21 protein-coding genes are annotated in these 24,151 nt (G+C 66.9%); 18 read left to right on the top strand and 3 right to left on the bottom strand.

Annotated elements, in window-relative coordinates:
• The first annotated feature begins 83 nt into the window (after positions 1-83).
• The 15 genes from pyrH to PV764_RS19785 all read left to right on the top strand — a co-directional run bounded on the left by pyrH (position 84) and on the right by PV764_RS19785 (position 18,591).
• Positions 84-812, top strand: coding sequence for a UMP kinase (pyrH, locus tag PV764_RS19855; RefSeq protein WP_019184398.1), 729 nt, complete (start codon positions 84-86; stop codon positions 810-812).
• A 99-nt stretch (positions 813-911) separates the two neighbouring features.
• On the top strand, positions 912-1,469 hold the full coding sequence (gene frr, locus PV764_RS19850) for a ribosome recycling factor (protein WP_046272044.1): 558 nt from the start codon (positions 912-914) through the stop codon (positions 1,467-1,469).
• 41 nt (positions 1,470-1,510) lie between these two features.
• On the top strand, positions 1,511-2,245 hold the full coding sequence (uppS, locus tag PV764_RS19845) for a polyprenyl diphosphate synthase (protein ID WP_087947514.1): 735 nt from the start codon (positions 1,511-1,513) through the stop codon (positions 2,243-2,245).
• A complete protein-coding gene (locus tag PV764_RS19840) occupies positions 2,242-3,066 on the top strand; it encodes a phosphatidate cytidylyltransferase (RefSeq protein ID WP_046272045.1) in 825 nt (274 codons plus the stop codon). Before uppS ends, PV764_RS19840 begins: the two co-directional genes overlap by 4 nt.
• 2 nt (positions 3,067-3,068) lie before the next feature.
• On the top strand, positions 3,069-4,259 hold the full coding sequence (locus PV764_RS19835) for a 1-deoxy-D-xylulose-5-phosphate reductoisomerase (protein WP_070473284.1): 1,191 nt from the start codon (positions 3,069-3,071) through the stop codon (positions 4,257-4,259).
• A gap of 34 nt (positions 4,260-4,293) precedes the next feature.
• The gene (gene rseP / locus PV764_RS19830; RefSeq protein WP_266085645.1) at positions 4,294-5,652 is read left to right on the top strand and encodes an RIP metalloprotease RseP; all 1,359 of its coding nucleotides are present in this window, start codon (positions 4,294-4,296) and stop codon (positions 5,650-5,652) included.
• A 73-nt stretch (positions 5,653-5,725) separates the two neighbouring features.
• Positions 5,726-8,092 (top strand): outer membrane protein assembly factor BamA, encoded by a 2,367-nt coding sequence (gene bamA / locus PV764_RS19825; RefSeq protein WP_070426936.1) that lies wholly within the window; start codon positions 5,726-5,728, stop codon positions 8,090-8,092.
• Positions 8,093-8,604: 512 nt separating this feature from the next.
• On the top strand, positions 8,605-9,627 hold the full coding sequence (gene lpxD, locus PV764_RS19820) for a UDP-3-O-(3-hydroxymyristoyl)glucosamine N-acyltransferase (protein WP_421117395.1): 1,023 nt from the start codon (positions 8,605-8,607) through the stop codon (positions 9,625-9,627).
• Positions 9,624-10,079, top strand: coding sequence for a 3-hydroxyacyl-ACP dehydratase FabZ (gene fabZ, locus PV764_RS19815; protein ID WP_019184406.1), 456 nt, complete (start codon positions 9,624-9,626; stop codon positions 10,077-10,079). The genes lpxD and fabZ overlap by 4 nt, the downstream gene beginning before the upstream one ends.
• A 19-nt stretch (positions 10,080-10,098) precedes the next feature.
• On the top strand, positions 10,099-10,890 hold the full coding sequence (gene lpxA, locus PV764_RS19810; RefSeq protein ID WP_421117394.1) for an acyl-ACP--UDP-N-acetylglucosamine O-acyltransferase: 792 nt from the start codon (positions 10,099-10,101) through the stop codon (positions 10,888-10,890).
• A 59-nt stretch (positions 10,891-10,949) separates the two neighbouring features.
• Complete coding sequence (lpxB, locus tag PV764_RS19805) at positions 10,950-12,167, top strand: lipid-A-disaccharide synthase (RefSeq protein ID WP_343312385.1); 1,218 nt, start codon at positions 10,950-10,952, stop codon at positions 12,165-12,167.
• Positions 12,164-12,826, top strand: coding sequence for a ribonuclease HII (locus PV764_RS19800; protein ID WP_421117393.1), 663 nt, complete (start codon positions 12,164-12,166; stop codon positions 12,824-12,826). The genes lpxB and PV764_RS19800 overlap by 4 nt, the downstream gene beginning before the upstream one ends.
• A 203-nt stretch (positions 12,827-13,029) precedes the next feature.
• Positions 13,030-16,611, top strand: coding sequence for a DNA polymerase III subunit alpha (gene dnaE / locus PV764_RS19795; protein WP_070473290.1), 3,582 nt, complete (start codon positions 13,030-13,032; stop codon positions 16,609-16,611).
• Between the two features lie 34 nt (positions 16,612-16,645).
• Positions 16,646-17,518, top strand: coding sequence for a hypothetical protein (locus PV764_RS19790; protein ID WP_019184411.1), 873 nt, complete (start codon positions 16,646-16,648; stop codon positions 17,516-17,518).
• Between the two features lie 113 nt (positions 17,519-17,631).
• Positions 17,632-18,591 (top strand): acetyl-CoA carboxylase carboxyltransferase subunit alpha, encoded by a 960-nt coding sequence (locus tag PV764_RS19785; RefSeq protein ID WP_421117392.1) that lies wholly within the window; start codon positions 17,632-17,634, stop codon positions 18,589-18,591.
• A gap of 222 nt (positions 18,592-18,813) precedes the next feature.
• Here the strand turns inward: PV764_RS19785 and PV764_RS19780 are convergent, their stop codons facing one another.
• Complete coding sequence (locus tag PV764_RS19780) at positions 18,814-19,269, bottom strand: CopD family protein (protein WP_019184413.1); 456 nt, start codon at positions 19,267-19,269, stop codon at positions 18,814-18,816.
• A 160-nt stretch (positions 19,270-19,429) separates the two neighbouring features.
• Here PV764_RS19780 and PV764_RS19775 point away from each other — a divergent pair, with 160 nt between their 5' ends.
• Together PV764_RS19775 and PV764_RS19770 are read left to right on the top strand one after the other, a co-directional pair.
• Positions 19,430-20,026, top strand: coding sequence for a class I SAM-dependent DNA methyltransferase (locus PV764_RS19775; protein WP_046272054.1), 597 nt, complete (start codon positions 19,430-19,432; stop codon positions 20,024-20,026).
• Between the two features lie 57 nt (positions 20,027-20,083).
• Positions 20,084-21,439: a polyhydroxyalkanoate depolymerase gene (locus PV764_RS19770; RefSeq protein WP_172838054.1), complete on the top strand. Its 1,356-nt coding sequence runs from the start codon at positions 20,084-20,086 to the stop codon at positions 21,437-21,439.
• 252 nt (positions 21,440-21,691) lie between these two features.
• Here PV764_RS19770 and PV764_RS19765 read toward each other — a convergent pair whose 3' ends face one another.
• The gene (locus tag PV764_RS19765; RefSeq protein ID WP_421117390.1) at positions 21,692-22,672 is read right to left on the bottom strand and encodes a sensor domain-containing protein; all 981 of its coding nucleotides are present in this window, start codon (positions 22,670-22,672) and stop codon (positions 21,692-21,694) included.
• The gene (locus tag PV764_RS19760) at positions 22,669-23,034 is read right to left on the bottom strand and encodes a PadR family transcriptional regulator (RefSeq protein ID WP_070473296.1); all 366 of its coding nucleotides are present in this window, start codon (positions 23,032-23,034) and stop codon (positions 22,669-22,671) included. The genes PV764_RS19765 and PV764_RS19760 overlap by 4 nt, the downstream gene beginning before the upstream one ends.
• Before the next feature lie 150 nt (positions 23,035-23,184).
• On the opposite strand from PV764_RS19760, the gene PV764_RS19755 reads away from it, so the two are divergent.
• Positions 23,185-24,084 carry a peptidylprolyl isomerase gene (locus PV764_RS19755; RefSeq protein ID WP_421117389.1) on the top strand — a complete coding sequence of 300 codons (900 nt, stop codon included), beginning with the start codon at positions 23,185-23,187 and terminating at the stop codon, positions 24,082-24,084.
• The last annotated feature ends 67 nt before the right edge of the window (positions 24,085-24,151 follow it).

Here is a 24,151-nt window from a genome sequence, read left to right as displayed (position 1 = left end):
CGCCGCACCGCAGCAAATTTATGCTGCCCGATGGCCCGGCTTCCAGTAGAATCCGGGCGTTTTCCACGCACCCAGAGATCGCCATGTCAAAGCTCGCCTATCGCCGCATCCTGTTGAAAGTTTCCGGGGAGGCGCTGATGGGAGACGAGGACTACGGCATCGACCCCAAGGTGATCCACCGCCTCGCCCGTGAGGTGATGGAAGCCCAGGCGGCCGGCGCCGAAGTGGCCCTGGTGATCGGCGGCGGCAACATCTTCCGCGGCGCCGGCCTGGCCGCAGGCGGCATGGACCGGGTCACCGGCGACCAGATGGGCATGCTCGCCACCGTCATCAACGCGCTGGCCATGCAGGACGCCCTGGAAAAGCTGGGCGCCAAGGCCCGCGTGATGAGCGCGATCAAGATCAATGACGTCTGCGAGGATTACATCCGCCGCCGCGCCATCCGCCACCTGGAAAAGGGCCGCCTGGTGATCTTCGCCGCCGGCGTCGGCAGCCCGTTCTTCACCACCGATTCCGGCGCTGCCCTGCGCGCGATCGAGATCGGCGCGGACCTGCTGCTGAAGGCTACCAAGGTCGACGGCGTGTACGACAAGGACCCGAACAAGTACAGCGACGCGGTCCGTTTCGACAGCCTGACCTACGACGAAGTGATCCGCCGGGGCCTTGAAGTCATGGATACCGCCGCCTTCGCGCTGGCCCGCGACAGCGACCTGCCGCTGCGCGTGTTCGACATGGGCCAGCCGGGCGAGCTGCTCAAGATCCTGCACGGCGACAACATCGGCACCCTGGTCCAGGGCCGCGACAACGCCTGAGCCTGAGCGGCGCCCGACGCCGGGCGCCCTGAACGGCCCGGAAAGGGTCGGTATTCGCCTATAATCGCCCGATTCCCAGTTACATCCAGGATTCGGGCGATGCTCAACGAAATCAAGCAGGACGCGCAGACGCGCATGGCAAAGAGCATCGATGCTCTGAAGCACACCCTCACCTCCATCCGCACCGGCCGTGCTTCCCCGGCCCTGCTGGACCGCATCACCGTCAAGGCCTACGGCACCGACACCCCCCTGAACCAGGTCGCCTCGATCAGCGTTTCCGAGGGCCACTCGCTGGTCATCACGCTGTTCGACAAGGGCATGATCAAGGACGTCGAGAAGGCGATCTACGCCTCCGATCTGGGCCTGACCCCGAACGTGGCCGGCACCGTCATCCGCCTGAACCTGCCGCCGCCGACCGAAGAGCGCCGCAAGGAGCTGGGCAAGCAGGTCCAGAAGGAAGGCGAAGGCGCCAAGATCGCCATCCGCAACATCCGCCAGGATGCCAACAAGGCGATCGCCAACCTGATCAAGGACAAGGCGATCAGCGAAGACGACAAGAAGCGCGGCGAAGATGACATCCAGAAGCTGACCGACAAGTCCATCAAGGACGTCGACAGTGTGGTCGCCGAGAAAGAAAAGGAACTGATGGCGGTCTGAGCCCCATGTCCCAGGCCCCGACCAGCGGCACTGCCGCGCCCATGCCGCGCCACGTTGCCATCATCATGGATGGCAACGGGCGTTGGGCACAGAAGCGTCGTCGCCCGCGCGTGATCGGCCATCGTGCCGGCGCGCGCGCGGTCAACCGCACCATCGATTTCTGCCTCGACAACGGCATCGCCGCATTGACCCTGTTCGCCTTCTCCAGTGAAAACTGGGGCCGGCCGACCGATGAGGTCGATGCGTTGATGAAGCTGTTCCTCAATGCGCTCGACCGCGAAGTGGACGAGCTGCATCGCCGTGGCGTGCGCGTGCGTTTCATCGGCGAGCGCGAGCGCTTCGGCGCCGGGCTGGTCAGCCGCATGCAGCTGGCCGAACAACGCACCGCCGACAACCGTGCGATGACCCTGAGCATCGCCGCCAGCTATGGTGGCCGCCAGGACATCGCCCGCGCCGCTCGCGAACTGGCCGCCGAGGTCGCGGCCGGCCGCCTGCTGCCCGAGCAGATCGACGAAGCGATGCTGAGCAGCCGCGTGGCCCTGGCAGACCTGCCGCCGCCGGACCTGTTCATCCGCACCGGTGGCGACACCCGCATCAGCAATTTCCTGCTCTGGCAGCTGGCTTACACCGAACTGTGGTTCACCGACGTACTGTGGCCCGAGTTCGACGCCGCCGTCCTGCAGCAGGCGATCGACGCCTATGCTTCGCGTGAACGCCGTTTCGGCCTGACCAGCGCCCAGATCGCCGCCTTGGCCACCGAGACCTCTTCCCCATGACCAAGACCCGAGTCATCGCCGCGCTGATCATGGCGCCGGTCGCCATCCTCGCCATCCTGATGCTGCCGACCCAGTGGCTGGCCGCTGCCGCTGCCGCGGTGTTCCTGATCGGCCTGTGGGAATGGCTGAAGCTGGCCGACGTGGAAGACACCCTGGCCCGCACCATCCTGCTGGTGCTGAACCTGGTGCTGATGGTGCTGATCGTGTGGGCCGATGCCGGCTCGCTGGTGCTGTACCAGATCGCCGCGCTGGTCGGCATCGGGTGGTGGTTGCTGGCCCTGCTGTGGCTGCGCTTCTTCAACTTCGGCGCCAGCCCCAGCAGCCCGGCGCGTGCCCTCAAGCTGCTCGCCGGCACCCTGGCGATCGTGCCCGCCTGGGCATCGCTGGTGCTGATCCATGCCAGTGGCGAGAACGGCCACCTGTGGCTGCTGACCGCGCTGGCCGTGGTCTGGGCCGCCGATTCGGGCGCCTATTTCGCCGGCCGCACCTTCGGCCGCACCAAGCTCGCCCCGCGGATCAGCCCCAACAAGACCTGGGAAGGTCTCGGCGGCGGCATGGTCGCCGGCCTGATCGTGGCCCTGGGCTTCGGCTGGCTGGCCGGGATCGACAGCGGCCACCTGATCGGCCTGGTCATCACCGCCGTGGTGACCGTGTTCGCCTCGGTGCTGGGCGACCTGTACGAAAGCCTGATCAAGCGCCACGCCGGTGCCAAGGACTCGGGCCATATCATCCCGGGCCATGGCGGCGTGCTCGATCGTATCGACGGCGTCCTCGCCGCCCTGCCGGTGTTCGCACTCGGCAAGGAAATCTTCGGGTTCTAACCATGGCCAGCGCTTCCGCCCCCCGCCAGGTCGCCGTGTTCGGCGCCACCGGTTCGATCGGCGCATCCGCGCTGGACGTGATCGCACGCCATCCGGACCGCTACCAGGTCACCGTGCTCGCCGCCGGCCGCCAGGTCGATGCGCTGGTTGCCCTGTGCGCCCTGCATCGCCCGGCCCATGCCGTGATCGCCGATGAATCGCGGTACGCCGCCCTGCGCGACGGCCTGCGTGACGCCGGCCTGGCCACCCAGGCCCATGCCGGCGCCGGGGCGCTGGACCAGCTGGCCGCCAGCGATGTCTGCGACACGCTGGTCGCGGCGATCGTCGGCGCGGCCGGACTGTCCTCGACCCTGGCCGCCGCCGCGGCCGGCAAGCGGATCCTGCTGGCCAACAAGGAATCGCTGGTGCTGGCCGGCGAGCTGCTGATGCGCCAGGCCGCTGCCGCCGGAGCCGAGATCATCCCGATCGACAGCGAGCACAGCGCGATCTTCCAGTGCCTGCGTTCGCGCGATGCCAGCCTGGACGGTGCCGGCGTGCGCCGGATCATCCTGACCGCCTCCGGGGGCCCGTTCCGTGGCCGTACCCGCGAACAGCTGGCCCAGGTCACCCCGGCCCAGGCCGTGGCGCACCCGAAGTGGTCGATGGGCCCGAAGATCTCGGTCGATTCGGCGACGTTGATGAACAAAGGGCTGGAAGTCATCGAAGCCCACCACCTGTTCGGCGTGCCGGGCGAGCGTATTGACGTCCTGGTCCACCCGCAAAGCCTGGTGCATTCGCTGGTCGAGTTCGTCGACGGCTCGACCCTGGCCCAGATGGGCCTGCCGGACATGCGCACCACCCTGGCCGTCGGCCTGGGCTGGCCGCAGCGGATCGAATCCGGGGTCGGCGGGCTGGACCTGCTGACCCAGGGCCGGCTGGATTTCGAAGCCCCGGACACCGAGGCGTTCCCCTGCCTGAAGCTCGCCTGGCAGGCCATGGCCGCCGGCGGGACCGCCCCGGCGATCCTCAATGCCGCCAACGAAGTCGCGGTTTCAGCGTTTCTTCAGGGGCGGGCAGCTTTCCTTGCCATTCCAGCGCTGGTCGCTAACGCTCTGTCAACACTGTCCAGCGAGTCCGCCGATACACTGGAGGGCCTGCTGACCGCCGATCAGCGCGCCCGCCAGATCACCCAAGCCGCCATCGACCACGCCTGAATGCCCCACACGCCCCCTTACAGTGCTGATCACCATGGGTGATTTCATCGGATCCGTCTGGTGGATGATCGTCAGCCTTGGCCTGCTGGTGACGTTCCACGAGTTCGGTCACTACTGGGTCGCCCGCCGCTGCGGGATCAAGGTGCTGCGCTTCTCTGTCGGTTTCGGCAAGCCGCTGTGGTCGCGCCGCAACCGCGCGGGCACCGAATTCGCGATTGCCGCCATTCCACTGGGTGGCTACGTGAAGATGCTGGACGAGCGCGAGGTCGAAGTACATCCCGCCGAGCGCGGCCAGGCCTTCAACCACAAGACCGTGTGGCAGCGGATCGCGGTGGTCGCCGCCGGTCCGGCCGCCAACCTGATCCTGTGCATCGCCCTGCTGTGGGCGATGTTCGTGATCGGCAAACAGGATTACTCGGCCACCATCGGCCGCACCACCGGCATGGCCCAGACCGCGGGGCTGCAGGCCGGGGACCGTGTGGTCAAGGTCGATGGCCGCAGCGTGGCCACCGCCGGCGAGGCCAGCATGGCGCTGACCACCGCGGCGATGGATCGTCACGATGCCCAGGTCGAGGTCCTCGATGGCCTGGACCAGGTACGCACCCGCACCCTGCCCCTGTCGCAGCTGCCGACCGGCTTCGATGAACGCCGCGTTCCCCAGTTGACCGGGCTGAGCTGGCAGTTCTGGCTGCAGCCGGCGCTGGTGGACAAGGTCCTGCCCGATGCGGCTGCCCAGGGCGTGCTGCTGCCCGGCGACCTGATCGTGGCCGTGGACGGCCAGCGCATCGAAGGTGCCGACCAGGTCCCGGCGCAGATCGCCGCGCTCGGCCAGCGCGGTGGGCCCGGCATGATCGACGTCCTGCGCGGCGGCGAGCGTCTGGCGCTGGAGATCACCCCCCGCCAGGGCGTGGACGGCCGCGGCCAGCCGACCTGGCAGATCGGCATCGGTTTCCCCGAGACCCATGCCCCGGCATACGACGCTGAGCTCAAGTTCGGGCCGTTTGCGGCAGTGCCGGTCGCCCTGCGTGAAACCGCCCGGATGGCGGGGGATTCACTGGGGATGATGCGCCGCATCGTCACCGGCAATGCCTCGCTGCAGAACATCTCCGGCCCGGTCACCATTGCCCGGGTCGCCAATGTCTCGGCCAAACGTGGCCTGGACTGGTTCCTGTATTTCCTGGCCCTGCTGTCGCTGAGCCTGTGCATCATCAACCTGTTGCCCATCCCCATCTTGGACGGCGGGCACCTGCTGTATTACCTTATCGAGTTGGTCAAGGGCAGCCCGCTGAGCGAGCGCGCCATGGCTGCCGGGCAGTATGTGGGCCTGGCGCTGCTGGCCGGGCTGATGGGATTGGCGTTCTACAACGACATCCTCGGCCTGGTCCCGCGATGAACTTTTTTCCTTTTGTCGTCGTCTTATGCGCCGGCATCCCGCAATGTTGAAATCGACTCCAACCGGACGTGACATGACGCGACTCCCCAATCGCCGCCTGCTGGCCCTCGCACTCGTTGCCGGTTTCGGCGCGCCCGCCCTGGCGCAGGCAGCCGAGCCCTTCACCGTCAGCGACATCCGCGTGGATGGTCTGCAGCGCATCACCTCCGGTACCGTGTTCACCTACCTGCCGGTGGAACGTGGCGACACCATCACCGACAACAAGGTCGGTGAAACCATCCGTGCGCTGTACAAGACCGGCTTCTTCGAAGACGTCCAGCTCAACCGCCAGGGCGACATCCTCGTGGTCACGGTCAAGGAACGCCCGGCGATCAACAAGTTGACCGTCACCGGCAACAAGGACATCAAGAGCGACCAGCTGCTCAAGGGCCTGAGCGACATCGGCCTGACCGAGGGCGGCACCTTCGACCGCCTCAGCCTGGACCGCGTGACCCAGGAATTGCGCCGCCAGTACAACGACCGTGGCAAGTACAACGTGGACATCACCCCGACGGTGAGCCCGCTGGACCGCAACCGCGTGGACATCGCCATCGCGATCAAGGAAGGCAAGGCCGCCAAGATCCAGCACGTCAATCTGGTCGGCACCGAGAAGTTCCCGGCCAAGGACATCCTGGAAACCTGGGAATCCAAGGAGCACAACTGGGCCTCGTGGTACCGCCGCGATGACCAGTACTCCAAGGAAAAGCTGTCCGGCGACCTGGAAAAGCTCAACGGCTGGTACCTGGACCGCGGCTACGTGGATTTCAGCATCGATTCCACCCAGGTCTCGATCAGCCCGGACAAGCGCGACATGTTCATCACCGCCGGCGTGACCGAGGGTGAGCAGTACAAGATCTCCGAGATCAAGGTCACCGGCGACACCATCCTGCCGCAGGAAGATGTCGAGCGCATGGTGATCCAGAAGTCCGGCGACACGTTCTCGCGTGCGCTGCTGGAATTCAGCTCGGACCAGATCACCAATTCGCTGTCCAACATCGGCTACGCGTTCGCCAAGGTGAACCCGATCCCGACCAGCAACCGTGCCGACCGCACGGTGGCCATCAACATGCAGGTCGTTCCCGGCCCGCGCGTGTCGGTGCGCCGCATCACCTTCAAGGGCAACACCCGCACCTCCGACGAAGTGCTGCGTCGTGAAATGCGCCAGTTCGAGAACAGCTGGTACTCCCAGGCTGCGATCGACCGCTCCAAGATCCGCCTGCAGCGCCTGGGCTACTTCGAATCGGTGGACGTGGAAACGCCGCCGGTCACCGGCAGCAACGACCAGGTCGACGTGGTCTACAACGTCAAGGAAACCACCTCGGGCAGCTTCGTGTTCGGCCTGGGCTATTCCCAGTCCTACGGCATGACCACCTCGGTGCAGCTGTCGCAGAACAACTTCCTCGGCGGCGGCAACCGCGTGTCGGTCGAAGCCTCGCGCAGCAGCTACCTGCAGCGCTACGGCTTCAGCTACACCAACCCGTACTTCACCGATGACGGCGTCTCGCTGGGCTACAACCTGTCCTGGCGCGAACTGGATTACTCCGACTTCAACACCGCGCAGTACAACAGCACCAACGGTGCCGCGCAGGTGGTGTTCGGCGTGCCGATCACCGAGAACGACACCGTCTCGCTGATGGTGGGCATCGACAGCAACCAGATCACCACCTACCAGGGCTCGACCCCGCAGGCGATCATCGATTACATCGACGCCATCGGCCAGCGCACGTTCCATTCCTGGCGCACCGAGCTGGGCTGGGCGCGCGATACCCGCAACGACTACTTCATGCCGACCCGCGGTACCTACCAGCGCGTGGGCCTGGAAACCACGCTGCCGGGCTCGACCGTTGAGTACTACAAGCTGAACTACCAGTTCTCCAAGTACTGGCCGATCATCCCGCAGCTGGTCATCAACACCCGGGCCGAAGTCGGCTACGGCGACAGCTACGGCAATGACACCACCCGCGTGATCACCAACCCGGATGGCAGCACCCGCGTGGTGACCGCCTCGGGCCTGCCGTTCTACGAGAACTTCTACGCCGGTGGTACCAACTCGGTGCGCGGCTTCGAGGACAACACCCTCGGCCCGCGTTCGGAACCGACCCTGAGCTACAACCGCGGCCAGCCGCTGGGTGGCTCGCTGAAGACCGTCGGTTCGGTCGAAGCCTACTTCCCGCGCCTGTTCGACAGCCCCTCGGCCCGCATCTCGGCCTTCGTGGACTTCGGCAACGTCTACAACGGCGTGGACAACTTCAAGGCCAACGAACTGCGCGTCTCCACCGGTGTGGCCCTGCTGTGGCGCGCCCCGGTCGGCCCGATCTCGATCAGCTACGCCTTCCCGCTCAAGAAGGAAGACGGCGACGAAGTCGAGCGTCTGCAATTCACGTTCGGCGGTCAGTTCTGACCGCCGAACGTGAATTGCCCAAGGTTTGCGCAGCAAACCTTGGGGCCCAACGATTCCTCCTATCCCCCGCGCCGTCGGCGCGGCCCCCTTGACAGAAGGGGGCCTCTCCACCAGACGCGGTACGCATTCGCCGGGCTTTGCCCGGCGTTTTCGTTTGGGCGCTGGGAGCGATCATGGCTCCGTGCCGATCGGGGTTCGAACCAATCATGGGTCGGCGCCGCTTTGGGTTGGGATTGATCGTTCGATGCCGCTTTGGGGTGGCACTGGTCGTTCGATGCCGCTTTGGGTAGGTGCCGACCGTTGGTCGGCACGAACGTCCGGGATCAATGCGAGCCGGCCAGCGGCCGGCACTACCCTGCCGCGCGCGGGTTGAACCATCGGGGTCCGTGGTGGCTGCCCGCCACGGAGCCGCGCGATCGCCCCGGATGCGCCGGGCCGCAACAAACCGCCCAACACACCCCGGAACCCCCGCCCCGCATGACCGTTTCGGCATCACACGGTAAACTCCCCCGGTGAACACTCCTACCTATACCGCCCAGCAACTCGCCGAGCAGTTTGGCCTGCAGGTCCATGGTGATGGCAGCACTGCCATCCATGGCGTGGCTACGCTCGCCCATGCCGGCCCCGGCCAGCTCACCTTCCTGGCCAACCCGCGCTACCGCGCGCAGCTGGCCGATAGCCAGGCCTCCATCGTCGTGCTGCGTGCCGAGGATGCCGAGGCCGCGCCCGGCGCCGCCCTGGTCGCCAAGGACCCGTACACCACCTTCGCCAAGATCGCCGCGCTGTTCGACATCGCACCGCCGCGCGCGCCGGGCATCCACCCCAGCGCCTGTATCGATCCGGACGCCCAGGTCGCCGCCAGCGCCCACATCGGCCCGTTCGTCACCATCGGTGCCCGCAGCGTGGTCGGTGAGAACTGCATCGTCGGCCCCGGCAGCGTGATCGGCGAAGACTGCACCCTGGAGACCGGCTGCGAACTGATCGCCCGCGTGACCCTGGTCACCCGCGTGAAGCTCGGCAAGCGCGTGCGCATCCATCCCGGCGCCGTGCTCGGTGCCGACGGCTTCGGCCTGGCCATGGATGCCGGCCACTGGATCAAGGTGCCCCAGCTGGGTGGCGTACGCATCGGCGACGACTGCGAGATCGGCGCCAACACCTGCGTCGACCGTGGCGCGCTGGAAGACACCGTGCTGGAAAACGACGTGCGCCTGGACAACCTCGTCCAGATCGCCCACAACGTCCAGATCGGCGCCCACTCGGCCATCGCCGGCTGCACCGGCATCGCCGGCAGCGCCAAGATCGGCCGTTACTGCCTGCTGGGCGGCGCCGTCGGCGTCGTCGGTCACCTCGAAATCTGCGACAAGGTCGTCATCACCGGCAAATCGGTGGTGCGCAACTCCATTCATGAGCCGGGCGAGTACTCCTCCGGCACCCCACTGACCGACAACCGCACGTGGCGCAAGAATGCCGCGCGCTTCAAGCAGCTCGATGCGCTCGCCCGGCGCATCCTGTCTGTGAGCAAGGAGAAGGAATGAGCAACAACCAGAATCTGCCGGACATCAACCAGATCCAGCAGTTGATCCCGCACCGCTATCCGTTCCTGCTGGTGGACAAGGTGATCTCGCTCGATTTCGAGAACCGGAAGATCGTCGCCACCAAGAACGTCAGCATCAACGAGCCGTTCTTCCAGGGCCACTTCCCGGGCCAGCCGATCATGCCCGGCGTGCTGATCATCGAAGCCATGGCCCAGGCCGGCGGCGTGCTCACCCAGCTCACCCTTGGCCGCGATGCGCAGTCCAAGCTGTTCTACATGGTCAAGGTGGACAAGGCCCGTTTCAGCAAGCAGGTCGTGCCCGGCGATGTGCTGGAAATGCACGTGGAGATCAAGCGCGTGATCCGCAACATGGCGGTGTACGACTGCGTGGCCAAGGTCGATGGCGAGATCGTCGCCTGCGCCGAAGTGCTGTGCGCCGGCACCCGCGAATGATCCTGGCAGGAGAACTGCAATGAGTGACAACGCCCCTCTCATCCACCCCACCGCGGTCATCGACCCGTCGGCGACGCTGGCTGCGGATGTGCGCGTGGGTGCGTTCTGCCTGATCGGTGCGGACGTGGAGATCGGTGCCGGTACCGAGATCGGTCCGCACTGCTCGATCCATGGCCCGACCCGGATCGGCCGCAACAACCGCTTCATCGGCCATGCCGCGATCGGTGGCGAGCCGCAGGACAAGAAGTACAAAGGCGAGCGCACCGAACTGGTGATCGGCGATGACAACGTCATCCGCGAATTCGTCACCATCAACCGTGGCACCGCCGGTGGCGGCGGCATCACCACGGTCGGCAACGACAACTGGATGCTGGCCTATACCCACGTGGCGCATGACTGCCACGTCGGCAGCCACTGCGTGTTCTCCAACAACACCACGCTGGCCGGCCACGTCACCGTGGGCGACTACGTGATCATCAGCGGCTTCGCCGGCGCCCACCAGTTCTGCCGCATCGGTGCCCACGCCTTCCTCGGCATGGGTGCGCTGACCAACGGCGACGTGCCGCCGTTCACCATGGTCGGCAGCGACAGCCTGGGCCGCCCGCGCGGCATCAACAGCGAAGGCCTCAAGCGCCGTGGCTTCGACGCCGAACGCATCGCCAGCATCAAGCGCGCCTACCGCACGCTGTACGTGGCCGGCCTGCCGCTGGCCGAAGCCAAGGTGCAGCTGGCCGAACAGGCCAGCCACAGCGCCGATGTGAAGGACCTGCTGGACTTCATCGAAAGCGCCGAGAGGCCCCTGCTGCGATGACGGGTCCAGGCGGGCACACCCCGGGCATCACGACCGCCGAGATCATTCCGCTCGCTGCGATGGCGACCAGCGTCGAACAGACGCTGGCCGTGCGCACCTCCGACCGCCCGGTGCGGATCGCCCTGGTGGCCGGCGAAGCCTCCGGCGACCTGCTCGGTGCCGGCCTGGTCCGCGAACTGCGCCTGCGCTTCCCGAACGCCGAGTTCGCCGGCATCGGCGGCGATGCCATGCGCAGCGCCGGCTGCCAGACCTGGTTCGATGCCAGCGAACTGGCGGTGATGGGGCTGACCGAAATCCTGCGCCACCTGCCGCGTCTGCTCAAACTGCGCCGCGAGTTCCGCGCGCGTGCGCTGGAGTGGCAGCCGGACGTGTTCATCGGCATCGACGCACCGGACTTCAACCTCGGCGTCGAGCGCTGGCTGAAGGACCGCGGCATCCGCACCGTTCATTACGTCAGCCCTTCCGTCTGGGCCTGGCGTGAGAAGCGGGCCGAGAAGATCGGGGCCAGCGCCGACCTGGTGCTGTGCCTGTTCCCGATGGAACCGCCGATCTACGCCAAGCACGGCATCGACGCCCGCTTCGTGGGCCACCCGATGGCCGATGACATCCCGCTGCACAATGATCGCGAACAGGCGCGTGCCGAGCTCGGCCTGCCCTCCAATGCCAAGGTGCTGGCGGTCCTGCCGGGCAGCCGCCTGGGCGAGATCGGCAAGCTCGGCGAGCCGTTCTTCGAAGCCGCCTGGCAGGTCTCCGAACGCATTCCGGGCCTGCACGTGGTGGTGCCGGCGGCCAACGCCGCCTGCCGCCAGCTGATCAGCGAACAGCTCTCCGCCTCGGCCCTGCCGGTCGCCCATTCGCACCTGCTCGACGGCAACGCGCGCACCGCGATGATCGCCGCCGACGTGGTCGTGCTCGCGTCCGGTACCGCCACCCTGGAGACGATGCTGGTCAAGCGCCCGATGGTGGTCGGCTACCGCGTGGCCGAACTCACCTACCGCATCGTCAAAGCGCTGGGCCTGCTCAAGGTCGACCGCTTCGCCCTGCCCAACATCCTGGCCGGCAAGGACCTTGCCCCGGAACTGATGCAGCACGACTGCACGCCGGACAAACTGGCCGCCGCGATCCTGCAGTGGTTCGACCACCCCCAGCGCGTGATCGACCTGCACGACACCTACGAACGCCTGCACCTGCAACTGCGCCGCGATGCCTCCGCACGCGCCGCCGACGCGGTGACCGACCTGCTCGAACGCGGCCCCAACGGCGGTCGCGCCGCATGAGCCGTCGCCACGCCGCTGCCGCCTCGCTGGCCCTGTTCGACGGCGCCGCCCTGGCCACCGTCGCCCCGCGCTACGTGGCCGGCGTGGATGAAGCCGGCCGCGGCCCCCTGGCCGGCCCGGTCGCCGTCGCCGCCGTCGTGTTCTGCCCCGACCGCCCACGCCTGAACGGCCTGGACGACTCCAAGCAGCTCACCGCTGCCCGCCGCGACCAGCTCTACGACAAGATCTTGGACCGCGCCCTGGCCTGGCACGTGGTGATGGTGGACGTCAGCGAAATCGACACGCTCAACATCTACCAGGCCACGATGCTCGGCATGCGCCGCGCCGTCGAAGGCGTCGCCCACGTCGCCCAGTTCGCCCGCATCGACGGCAACGTCGTCCCCAAGGGCCTGCCCTGCCCGGCCCAGGCGTTGATCGGCGGCGATGCCCTGGACCGCGCCATCATGGCCGCCTCGATCCTGGCCAAAGTCAGCCGCGACCGCTTCATGCAGCGCCTGCACGACGCCCATCCCGAGTACGGCTTCGACCAGCACAAGGGCTACGGCACCCCGGCCCACCTCGCCGCCCTGCGCAACCACGGCCCCTGCCCCCAGCACCGGCGCAGCTTCGCCCCCGTGCGCGCGTGCCTGGAACCTGCGCTGAGCAGCCTCCCCGCCTGAGCGCTGCCATGGCCGGACGGCACCCGGCACCACAGCGCTGGACATACGGGGGTTGCCCGCCACTGCGCATCGGCCAGCGGTGGCGTCGGATGCCCCGGCAAACCTGAACCCCAGCGCCCGCGCGCGCCCCCGCAACACCCCTGTCAAGCCTTGTTAGCGTCCACCACCACCGCTACCCTGACCGGGCATCACATTGGTTCGGCATGTCCACTTCCCGTTTCGTACATCTCCACGTCCACACCGAATTTTCGCTGGCGGATTCGACCATCCGTGTCCCGGCGAAGCCGGATCAGGCTGACCCGAAAAAAGCCAAGCAGGCCAACCTGCTCAGCCGCGCGGTCGAACTGAAGCTGCCTGCACTGGCAGTGACGGATCTCAACAACCTGTTCGCGCTGGTCAAGTTCTACAAAGCCGCCGAAACCGTGGGCATCAAGCCCATCGCCGGCGCGGACATCATGATCGCCGAAGAAGGCATGACGCCCTGGCGCATGACCCTGCTCTGCCGCGACCGCGAAGGCTACCTCAGCCTCTCCAGGCTGCTCACCCGCGCCTGGATGGAAGGCCACCGCCCCGAAGGCGGCGTCGCTGTGCACCCGGAGTGGCTCAAAGCCGGCTGCCACAACCTGTTTGCACTGGCCGGCCGCGACAGCCTTGCCGGCCGCCTGGCCGGCGATGGCCGCCATGACCTGGCCGAGCAGCAACTGGCCGACTGGCAGCGCGTGTTCGGCGATGGCCTGCACCTGGAGCTGACCCGTACCGGCCGCGACGGCGAAGAAGCCTTCAACCAGTTCGCCCTGCAGGCCGCCGGCCAGCGCGGCCTGCCGGTGATCGCCAGCAACGATGTGCGCTTCCTGCAGCCGGAAGACTTCAACGCCCACGAAGCCCGCGTGTGCATCTCCTCCGGCCGCGTGCTGGACGACCCCAAGCGCCCGCGCGACTACAGCGACCAGCAGTACCTCAAGTCCGCCGAGGACATGTGCGCGCTGTTCGCCGACATCCCCGACGCGATCGACAACACGCTCGCGCTGGCCGAGCGCTGCAACATCGAAATGCGCCTGGGCACCTACTTCCTGCCCAACTACCCGGTGCCCGAGGACGAAACCCTCGACAGCTGGATCTGCAGCGAATCGCGCAAGGGCCTGGAAGCGCGCCTCGAAAAGAATCCGCTGGCGCCGGGCAAGACCCGCGCCGATTATTTCGAGCGCCTCGAGTTCGAACTGGCCACCATCATCAAGATGGGCTTCCCCGGCTACTTCCTGATCGTGGCCGACTTCATCCAGTGGGGAAAGAACCAGGGCATTCCGATCGGCCCCGGCCGCGGTTCCGGTGCCGGCTCGCTGGTCGCCTGGGCGCTGCAGATCACCGATCTGGATCCGATCCCGTACAACCTGCTGTTCGAGCGCTTCCTCAACCCCGAACGCGTGTCGATGCCCGACTTCGACATCGACTTCTGCATGGACCGCCGCGACGAGGTCATCGACTACGTCGCGCGTAAATACGGGCGCGACCGGGTCAGCCAGATCATCACCTACGGCACCATGGCGGCCAAGGCCGTGGTGCGCGACTCCGGCCGCGTGCTCGGCTTCCCGTACGGCCTGGTCGACGGCGTTTCCAAGCTGATCCCGAACATCCTGGGCATCTCGCTCAAGGATGCGATGGGCGAAGGCAAGGATTCGGAAATGGCCTCGCCGGAGCTGATCCAGCGCTACCAGAACGAAGATGATGTCCGCGACCTGATCGACCTGGCACGCCAGCTCGAAGACCTCACCCGCAACGCCGGCAAGCACGCCGGCGGCGTGGTGATCGCACCCGAGCCGCTGGCCGAATTCTGCCCGCTGTTCGCCGAACATGACGAAGGCGGCCGCGGCCGCAACCCGGTCACCCAGTTCGACAAGAACGACGTCGAAGAAATCGGCCTGGTGAAGTTCGACTTCCTCGGCCTGCGCACGCTGACGATCATCGACTGGGCGGTCAAGGCGATCAACAAGCGCCACGAACGCGCTGGCATTCCGCCGGTGGACATCACCGCGCTGCCGCTGGATGACGTCCCGACCTACAAGGACATCTTCGCCAACGGCAACACCGGCGCGGTATTCCAGTTCGAATCCTCGGGCATGCGCCGCCTGCTGAAGGACGCGCGCCCCGACCGTTTCGAAGACCTCATCGCGCTGGTGTCGCTGTACCGCCCCGGCCCGATGGACCTGATTCCCTCCTTCAACGCGCGTAAGCACGGGCAGGAAGAGATCATCTACCCCGATCCGCGCACCGAAGCGATCCTGAAAGACACCTACGGCATCATGGTGTACCAGGAGCAGGTGATGCAGATGGCGCAGATCGTGGGCGGTTACTCGCTCGGCGGCGCCGACCTGCTGCGCCGCGCGATGGGCAAGAAGGTGCCGGCCGAAATGGCCAAGCACCGCGAGATCTTCCGCGAAGGCGCGGCCAAGGACGGCGTCGTCGAAGCCAAGGCCGACGCGATCTTCGACCTGATGGAGAAGTTCGCCGGCTACGGCTTCAACAAGTCGCACGCCGCCGCCTACGCGCTGGTCAGCTACCAGACCGCCTGGCTCAAGCGCCATTACCCGGCCGAGTTCATGGCCGCGACGCTGTCCTCGGACATGGACAACACCGACAAGGTGGTCGGCTTCCTCGCCGAAGTGCGCAACCTCGGCCTGACCGTGCTGCCGCCGCGCGTGAACGAATCGGCGTACATGTTCGAAGCCTCCAGCGCCGACACCATCGTGTACGGCCTGGGCGCGATCAAGGGCGTCGGCCAGGGCGCCTGCGAAGCGATCGTGGAGGAGCGCCAGCGTGGCGGCCGCTATGCATCGCTGCTGGATTTCTGCATGCGCGCCGAGTCCGGCAAGCTCAACCGCCGCACGCTCGAAGCGATGATCAACTGCGGCGCGATGGACGGGCTCGGCAAGAACCGCGCTTCGCTGATGCTGCAGCTGCCCGAAGTGCTCAAGGCCACCGACCAGATGGCACGCGAGAAGGCCTCCGGCCAGAACTCGTTGTTCGGTGCGCCCGATCCGGTCACCACCGCGATGCAGCTGGAACTGCCCGAAGCCAAAGAGTGGGCGCTGGGCCAGCTGCTGGAAGGCGAACGCGAAACGCTGGGTTTCTACCTCAGCGGCCACCCGTTCGATCCCTACGCCGATGACGTCAAGGATCTGGTCGGCACCGACCTGGGCATGCTCGAGAAGCTGATCCCGCCGGCACGCCCGAGCAAGGATGGCGAGAAGCGTGCCTGGCGCCAGGAAACCCCGGTGATCCTCGCCGGCCTGGTGGTCGGGGTGCGCCGCAAGGGCGAGAGCCAGATCTTCATGCAGCTCGAAGACGGCAAGGGCCGCGTGGAGTGCAGCGCCTTCACCGATGGCCTGGCCGAGTTCGGCCACCTGATGACCAAGGACCGCATCCTGGTGGTCAAGGGTGGCCTGCGCGAAGACGAGTTCAACGGTGGCTACGCGCTGCGCATCCGCCAGGTCTGGGATTACGAAGACATCTGCGCCAACTACGCCACGCGCCTGTCGCTGCGGCTGGACCTGCGCCAGGACGGCGCCGTGTGGAACCGCATCAACGCCCTGCTCGACCGCCACCGCCCGGGCCGCACGCCGCTGCGCCTGGATCTGCTGCTCGGCTCGGCGCAGGGCCCGGTGGCCGGCATGCTCGATGTGGCCGGTGAGATCGCCGTGCGCGTGGACAGCCAGCTGGTCGATGCGCTGCGCGCCGACCCTGCGGTACGCACGGTGAAAGTGCGCTACAGCCCGCCCTGGGCGAACTGATTCTTTTTTTCTGTTGCAACACAGGTGTTTTGTTTTGATCAAGCGTTTTACCGGGCTGCTGATCGCAGCCGCTGCCCTCACCGGCTGTTCCAGCCCCGCCCAGACGTTCGAGATCGACAACCCGGGCGATACCCCGCTGACCCTGCGCATCGATGGCAACGAACTGCCGATCGCCGCGCACGCCTCGCGCCCGGTCAAGCTCAAGCCCGGTGAACATCATCTGCAGACCGAACGCCTCGGCGACGTGCGCTTCATCGTCTACGCCAAGGGCAAGGGTGGCCTGATCAACCCGACCCTGGCCGAGTACGTGATCGCCAACGAGATCTACGTCACCGGCGAAGACAAGCTGAAGAACTTCGGCGACCTGAACAACCAGATCGAGCTGGGCGGCGTCAACTTCGAGGGGCCGTACCAGAGTACCCACGCGCTGTTCATCGACAAGACGTGGAACTTCGGCGTCCACGAGCCGTTCCCCGAAGAGCAGACCGTGATGCACGTGGACGCCAGCGGCGGCCGGATCAACGCCAAGATCTTCACCGCCCCGGCCTTCATCGACTATGTCGAAGACAACCTGGGCGACCCCGGCGTCTATGTGCGCCACCAGCCCAAGGGCTATGTCGCGCCCACCTACACGCTGGAAGCCGCTCCGACCGCCCTGCCTGCGCTGGACCCGGCCTTCGAGGCCCATGCCGGCCCGCTGCGCGAGCTGTACACCCGCTACCTGCATGCCACCACCGCCGATGCGCAGCTGCAGCTCCAGCAGGAGGCCTTCCAGGCGCAGATGGCCTTCACCGCCGCGACCGCCACGCTGGGCTCGGGCCTGCCCAAGGAGGCCAACGAGGGCTACAACACCTTCGTGCAGACCCGCAGCAGGCTGATGGGCAGCGCGGCGTTGGTCGTGCCCTGACCTCACTGGCGCCCCTGGCCCCGCTGCGCTACCGTCGGTTTCCAGACGACGGCGTACGGGGCTTTTCGGCGCATTCGGCTACACTTTCCCTCTTTTCTTCACGACGGTTTCCGATGAATCCGAACTACCTCGACTTCGAGCAACCCATCGCTGATCTGGAGGCGAAGATCCAGGAACTGCGCAGCGCCAGCGCCGGACCTGCGGTCAATGTCGAGGCCGAGGTCAATGCCCTGCAGGACAAGCTGCGGGTGCGCACCGCGCAGATCTTCCGCAACCTGACCTCCTGGCAGGTCCTGCAGCTGGCCCGGCATCCGTCCCGCCCGTACACCGAGGACTACATCCGCATCATCTGCGATGAGTTCCAGGAACTGGCCGGCGACCGCGCCTTCGCCGACGACAAGGCGATCATCGGCGGCCTGGCCCGTATCGGCGGCCGCTCGGTGATGCTGATCGGCCATCAGAAGGGCCGCGACACCAAGGAAAAGATCAAGCGCAACTTCGGCATGCCCAAGCCGGAGGGCTACCGCAAGGCGCTGCGCCTGATGAAGATGGCCGAACGCTTCGGCCTGCCGGTGCTGACCCTGATCGACACCGCCGGTGCCTGGCCGGGCATCGACGCCGAATCGCGCGGCCAGTCCGAAGCGATCGCACGCAACCTGATGGAAATGGCCGAACTGAAGGTGCCGGTGGTCTGCACCGTGATCGGTGAAGGCGGCTCCGGTGGCGCACTGGCGCTGGGCGTGGGCGACCGCACCGTGATGCTGGGATACAGCGTCTACTCGACCATCAGCCCGGAAGGCTGCGCCTCGATCCTGTGGAAGGACCCGGCCAAGGCCAAGGATGCCGCCGAACAGCTCGGCCTGACCGCCCCGCGCCTGAAGAGCCTGGGCCTGGTGGACAAGGTCGTGCGTGAGCCCACCGGCGGCGCCCACCGCAACCCGAACCAGATGGCCAAGCGCCTGAAGGCTGTGCTGCTCAACGAGCTGGACGTGCTGGAGAAGCTGCCCGTGGATGAGCTGCTGCAGAAGCGTTACGAGCGCCTGCGCAGCTACGGAACCTACGAAGTAGCCTGACCGGGCTGCGGCGGAAACGAAAAAGCCGGACGCGCGAGCGCCCGGCTTTTTTTGTGCTGCACGCCGGCGGCCTGGCTCGGCGGTAGTGCCGGCCGCTGGCCGGCTCCTCCGTTATCCGGCATCCCCGGCATCACCGTGAGCCGGCCAGCGGCCGGCACTACCCGGTTTCGCACGCGGGTCCGAGGTAATTGGCCTGCGGCCGGCACCACCGCTGCGGATCGCTTAGAACGGCTTGGCGATCACCAGCCACACCACGCCGATGAACAGCACCAGCGGCAGTTCGTTGAACCAGCGCAGCGCGCGCGAGGACGGCAGCACCCTGCCCTTCACCGCGCCTTTCAACAGCCGGCCGGTCCACGAGTAGTACACCAGCAGCAGCACCACCAGGCCGAGCTTGGCATGCAGCCAGCCTGCCGCACCGGGGGCGACCATGGTCGGGAAGTCCGGAATCACGCGATAGCCCAGCCACAGCACCACGCCCAGGATCAGCGCAAGGCCGAACATCATGTGCCCGAACCTGTACAGGCGCAGGCCCATCAGCTGCAGCCGCTCGGTCACCGGCAACTGGCCGGCGGTCTCGCTGAGGTTGACCAGGATCCGGGGCAGATAGAACACCGCCGCCATCCATGCCACCACGAACAGCAGGTGGAAGGTCTTGACCCAGTAATAGGACTGCATGCGCTTGCTCCCGCGGCTGGCGTAGGTTGGCCGCCATTCTCGCATGCCCGGTTGCGCCGCCCCACGGGTGGCCGACGCGACCCTTCGCCGCACCCCGGCTGCGCATCCGCGGGCGTCACACCGTACGATAGGCGCCGCTTTCGCCCACGTGCAGATCCCCATGGACAAAACCTACGACGCCGCCTACTTCCAGCGCTGGTACCAGCCTGACCAGACCGGTGGCGCCGCGCGCCTGGCGCGCAAGGTGGCACTCGCCGTGGCCAGTGCCGAGTACTACCTGGAACGCCCGATCCGCAGCGTGCTGGATATCGGCTGCGGCGAAGGCGCCTGGCGTGCGCCGCTGCTCAAGCTGCGCCCGCGCGTGCAGTACCTGGGGTTCGACAGCAGCGATTACGCGGTGCATCGCTACGGCCGCAGCCGCAACCTACACCCGGCCAGAGTCGGCGATTTCGCCTGGCTGCGTCCGTGCGCGCCGGTCGATCTGCTGATCTGTTCGGATGTGATGCACTACGTGCCCAGCCGCGAACTGCGCCCGGCCTTGGAAGGCTTCGCCGAACTCACCGCCGGCGTCGCGTTCCTGGAGGCGTTCACCGCCGAGGATGACTTCGATGGCGACCATGAAGGCTTTCAGGCCCGTCCGGCGCGCTGGTACCGCAGCCAGCTCAAGCGGGTCGGATTCACCGCGTTGGGCTCGCATTGCTGGCTGTCACCCGCACTGTCCGGGCAGGCGGCGGCACTGGAGCGCGGCGCGCCCTGAGTCTCGATAACAATTGAGACAGGACCCGCATTAACGCGCCCGCGCGACGGGTGCGCTATGCTGCGCGGCAACATAAGACCATACATATCGGACGTCATGCTATATCAGCTGCATGAGTTGACCCGCAACCTGCTCGCCCCGTGGGTGCACCAGGCCCAGGCCAACGCGAAGTTCTTCGCCAATCAAGGTCATTGGTGGTCGCAGATGCCCGGCGCGGATCGCCTGGCCGCTGTGAACGAGCTGTTCCACCGCATCGGCAAGGATTACGAGAAGCCCGAATGGGGCATCAACGAGATCGACGTCGAGGGCGAGCGCGTGCCGATCGTCGTCCACGAAGAGGTCAGCAAGCCGTTCTGCAAGCTGCTGCGCTTCAAGCGCCACAGCAATGAAGCCGACCAGCTGCACACCATGCTCAACCAGCCGTTCGTGCTGGTGGTGGCGCCGCTGTCCGGCCACCACGCCACGCTGTTGCGCGATACCGTGCGCACCCTGCTGCGCGACCACCGCGTGTACGTGACCGACTGGGTCGATGCGCGCATGGTGCCCGGCAGCGAAGGCGAGTTCGGGCTGGAGGATTACATCGCCTATGTGCAGGAATTCATCCGCCACCTCGGCGCGGAAAAACTGCACGTGGTCAGCGTCTGCCAGCCGACCGTGCCGGTGCTCGCCGCCGTCTCGCTGATGGCCAGCCGTGGTGAAGCCACGCCGCGTTCGCTGGTGATGATGGGCGGCCCGATCGATGCGCGTTGCAGCCCGACCGCGGTCAACAACCTGGCCACGCAGAACCCGATGTCGTGGTTCGAAAACAACGTCATCCACACCGTGCCGGCCACCTTCCCGGGTGCAGGCCGCCGCGTGTATCCCGGCTTCCTGCAGCATGCCGGTTTCCTGTCGATGAACCCGAGCCGCCATTTCAGTTCGCACTGGGATTTCTATGCCGACCTGGTCAAGGGCGACATGGAAGATGCCGACGCGCACCGACGTTTCTACGACGAGTACAACGCTGTGCTCGACATGCCGGCCAAGTACTACCTCGACACCATCCGCGTGGTCTTCCAGGAGTTCCTGCTGCCGCGCGGCGAGTGGTACGTGCAGGGGGAACGCGTGGATCCCAGCGCGATCACCGGCACCGCGCTGCTGAGCATCGAAGGCGAGCTGGACGATATCGCCGGCCTTGGCCAGACCGAAGCGGCGCAGGAACTGTGCACCGGCATTCCGGCTGCGCACCGCGAGCATTTCATCGTGGAAGGCGCCGGCCATTACGGCATTTTCAGCGGCCGCCGCTGGCGCGAAACCGTCTACCCGAAGGTGCGTGATTTCTTCGCGGCCCACGCGCAGACCGTGGCCAGCAAGCCGAAGAAGGCCGCGAAGATCGCGAGCAACGTGACGCCGCTGCGGCGTAAAGCCGGCTGACGCCACGCGATATGCGGTAGTGCCGGCCGCTGGCCGGCTCCACGCAACGCAGAACGAAACCAGGTAGTGCCGGCCGCTGGCCGGCTCCACGCAACGCAGAACGAAACCAGGTAGTGCCGGCCGCTGGCCGGCTGCGCTTTCATCCAGCAGTCTGGCGAGCCGGCCAGCGGCCGGCACTACCGGATCCTCGGGTTCTGCAGCGCCGGTAGGTGGCGACCGTTGGTCGTCACCCTCGCCATCCTCGTGTCCCGTTTACAACCGCACCAGCAGCTGCTTGGCCATCATCCCGTGCAGGCGGCCGATGCCGCGGGCCAGGTGCAGCGTGGCGAACAGCAGCAGCACGCCGACCACGGCCAGCAGCGGCGTGATCCAGACCGGCAGCATCTGGATGCCGTCGATGTGGATGCCCACGTAGTCGCTGGAGAACAGCGCCGCCACCGGCGCCCAGATGAAGCCGATCGAGGTCGACAGCAGCGTGGTGGCGATCGTGAAGTAGACGATGCCCAGCGGCAGCATCAGCACGAAGTACAGCAGGGTCAGCCAGGTCCGCCCGTCGGTGAACATGTCGCCGATGCGCTGCAGCCAAGTGCGGCTGCGGTCGGAGTACGTCGGCCGGCGCGGCATGCGCTCGCCCAGCAGCGCTTCCACCAGGCGCCCTTCCAGCAGGGACAGGCCGCGCACCGAGCCGAAGAACAACACCGCCACCGGGATGCCGATGATCAGCACCATCAGGCCCAGCGACAGCGACAGCCCGGTCACCACCCAGGTGAAGAAAAACGTGCCGGTGGCCAGCGACAGCAGCATGTAGAACAGCGCGCCGTAGGTGCGGGCCTCCAGTGCGACACCAAAGAAGCTGGCCAGCGCAGAGCGCGGCCTGGGCGGGGCATGCGGGGGCGGCACGGCGCCCATGCCGGGGCCGCTGGGCGCCGCCTGGCGCAGGGGTGCCGCGCCGGCGCTCGGCGTGCGCAGCGCGCGGTTCACCGTGATCTCGGTTTCGCGGTAGATCTCGGCCACCTCTTCCGGCGCCCCGTAGCTGCCGGCGACATCGGCGATCACCTCGGCCTCGCTGCGGCCCGGCTGTGCGGCCAGTTCCGAGCGCAGGTATTCCTCGGCGTCGTAGAGCGCGTCCTGCACCATCGCCGGATCGGCGTCGTGCAGTGCCGCACGCAGCTGCGCCAGATACGCGGGAATGGTGGTCGGCAAGGCTCGACCGGCCACGGATTCGATGTTCATTCGGTTACCCCTTCCAGGACGGAATCGACGGAATCACGGGTGGCACGCCACGCGGCGGTCCAGTGCCTGAGCACTTCGCGCCCCGTGTCATTGATGCGGTAATAGCGACGCGGCGGACCGGCCACCGACGGTTCAACATGGCTTTCCAGCAACCCGGCCCCTTCCAGGTTGCGCAGCACCGGGTACAGCGCGCTCTGCTTGCCGCTCAGCACCCCCTCGCCGACCCGCTCCAGCTCCTTGGCGATCAGGTAGCCGTACAGCGGCTCGCCCGCCCTGGCCAGCACCGCCAGCAAGGCCAGGGAGACCGTGCCGGAGCTGAGCTCTTTCTGGAACTTCTTGAGATGGACCTCGTGGTCGCTCATGGCGGTCTCCGCTAGCGTGGAGTCCACACTAGTCCGAAGTTCGCTATAGCGGATGTGTCGTTAGTCACCGTGCCGGTTGGGCAGGGCCGGGTGGCGGTGGCCGGCGTGCTTCGCGCACAATCGGGGAACACCTTCCTGAACGGGTCTGCCATGTCGCCACGTCGTCCTGCCCTGCTTGCCCTCGCCCTGGCCTGCCTGCTGCCCCCCGGGGCCGGTGCGGCCACGCCCTACCGCAGCCCGCAGCAGATTCTGGACGCCTCGCCGGACAGCGACTGGCGTACACCGGACCCGGCCAACCTGCTGTACATGAACCTGCCCACTGGCCGGGTCATCATCGAGCTGGCCCCGGCATTCGCGCCGCAGCATGTGGCCAACATCCAGACGCTGGCCCACGAGCACTTCTGGGATGGCGAAAGCATCTACCGTGCACAGGACAACTTCGTGGTGCAGTTCGGCGATGCCGACGCTGATGATGCCGCCAAGGCAAAGCCGCTCGGCAGCGCCAAACGCAAGCTCCCCGCCGAGTTCCAGCGCGACAGCAAGGGGCTCACGGTCAGCCTCCTGCCCGATCGTGACGGCTGGGCCGACCAGACTGGCTTTGTCGATGGTTTCCCGGTGGGACGGGACCGCAAGGACGGCAAGACCTGGCTGGCGCATTGCTATGGCGCGCTGGGCGCTGGTCGCAACAACGAGGAAGACAGCAGCATCGGTGCCGAGCTGTACGTCGTGACCGGGCAGTCACCGCGCCAGCTGGACCGCAACATCACCCTGGTCGGCCGCGTACTGCAGGGCATGGAGCTGCTCAGCGCGCTGCCGCGTGGACCGGCACCGATGGGCTTCTACACCGACCCGGCGCAGCGCACCGCGATCCAGTCGATCCAGCGCGCCAGCGATGTCCCGGCTGCGCAGCGACCCAGACTGCAGGTGCTGCGCACCGACTCCAGGACCTTCGCCGAGGCGACCGAAGCGCGCCGCAACCGTGTCGACGATTTCTACAAGCGCCCGGCCGGCCACATCGACCTGTGCAACATCCCGGTGCCGGTGCGCTGAGGATGAGATAACCGACGCGTCAGCGTCCGGATGCCTCGGTAGAGCCACCTCATGGGTGGCTGCACGC

Origin of the sequence: Stenotrophomonas sp. AS1, assembly GCF_048957655.1 — a bacterium.
Classification (GTDB): Bacteria; Pseudomonadota; Gammaproteobacteria; order Xanthomonadales; family Xanthomonadaceae; genus Stenotrophomonas; species Stenotrophomonas bentonitica_A.
Note: the sequence above shows the minus strand (reverse complement) of the source record. Positions and strands in the feature narration are given on the sequence as shown.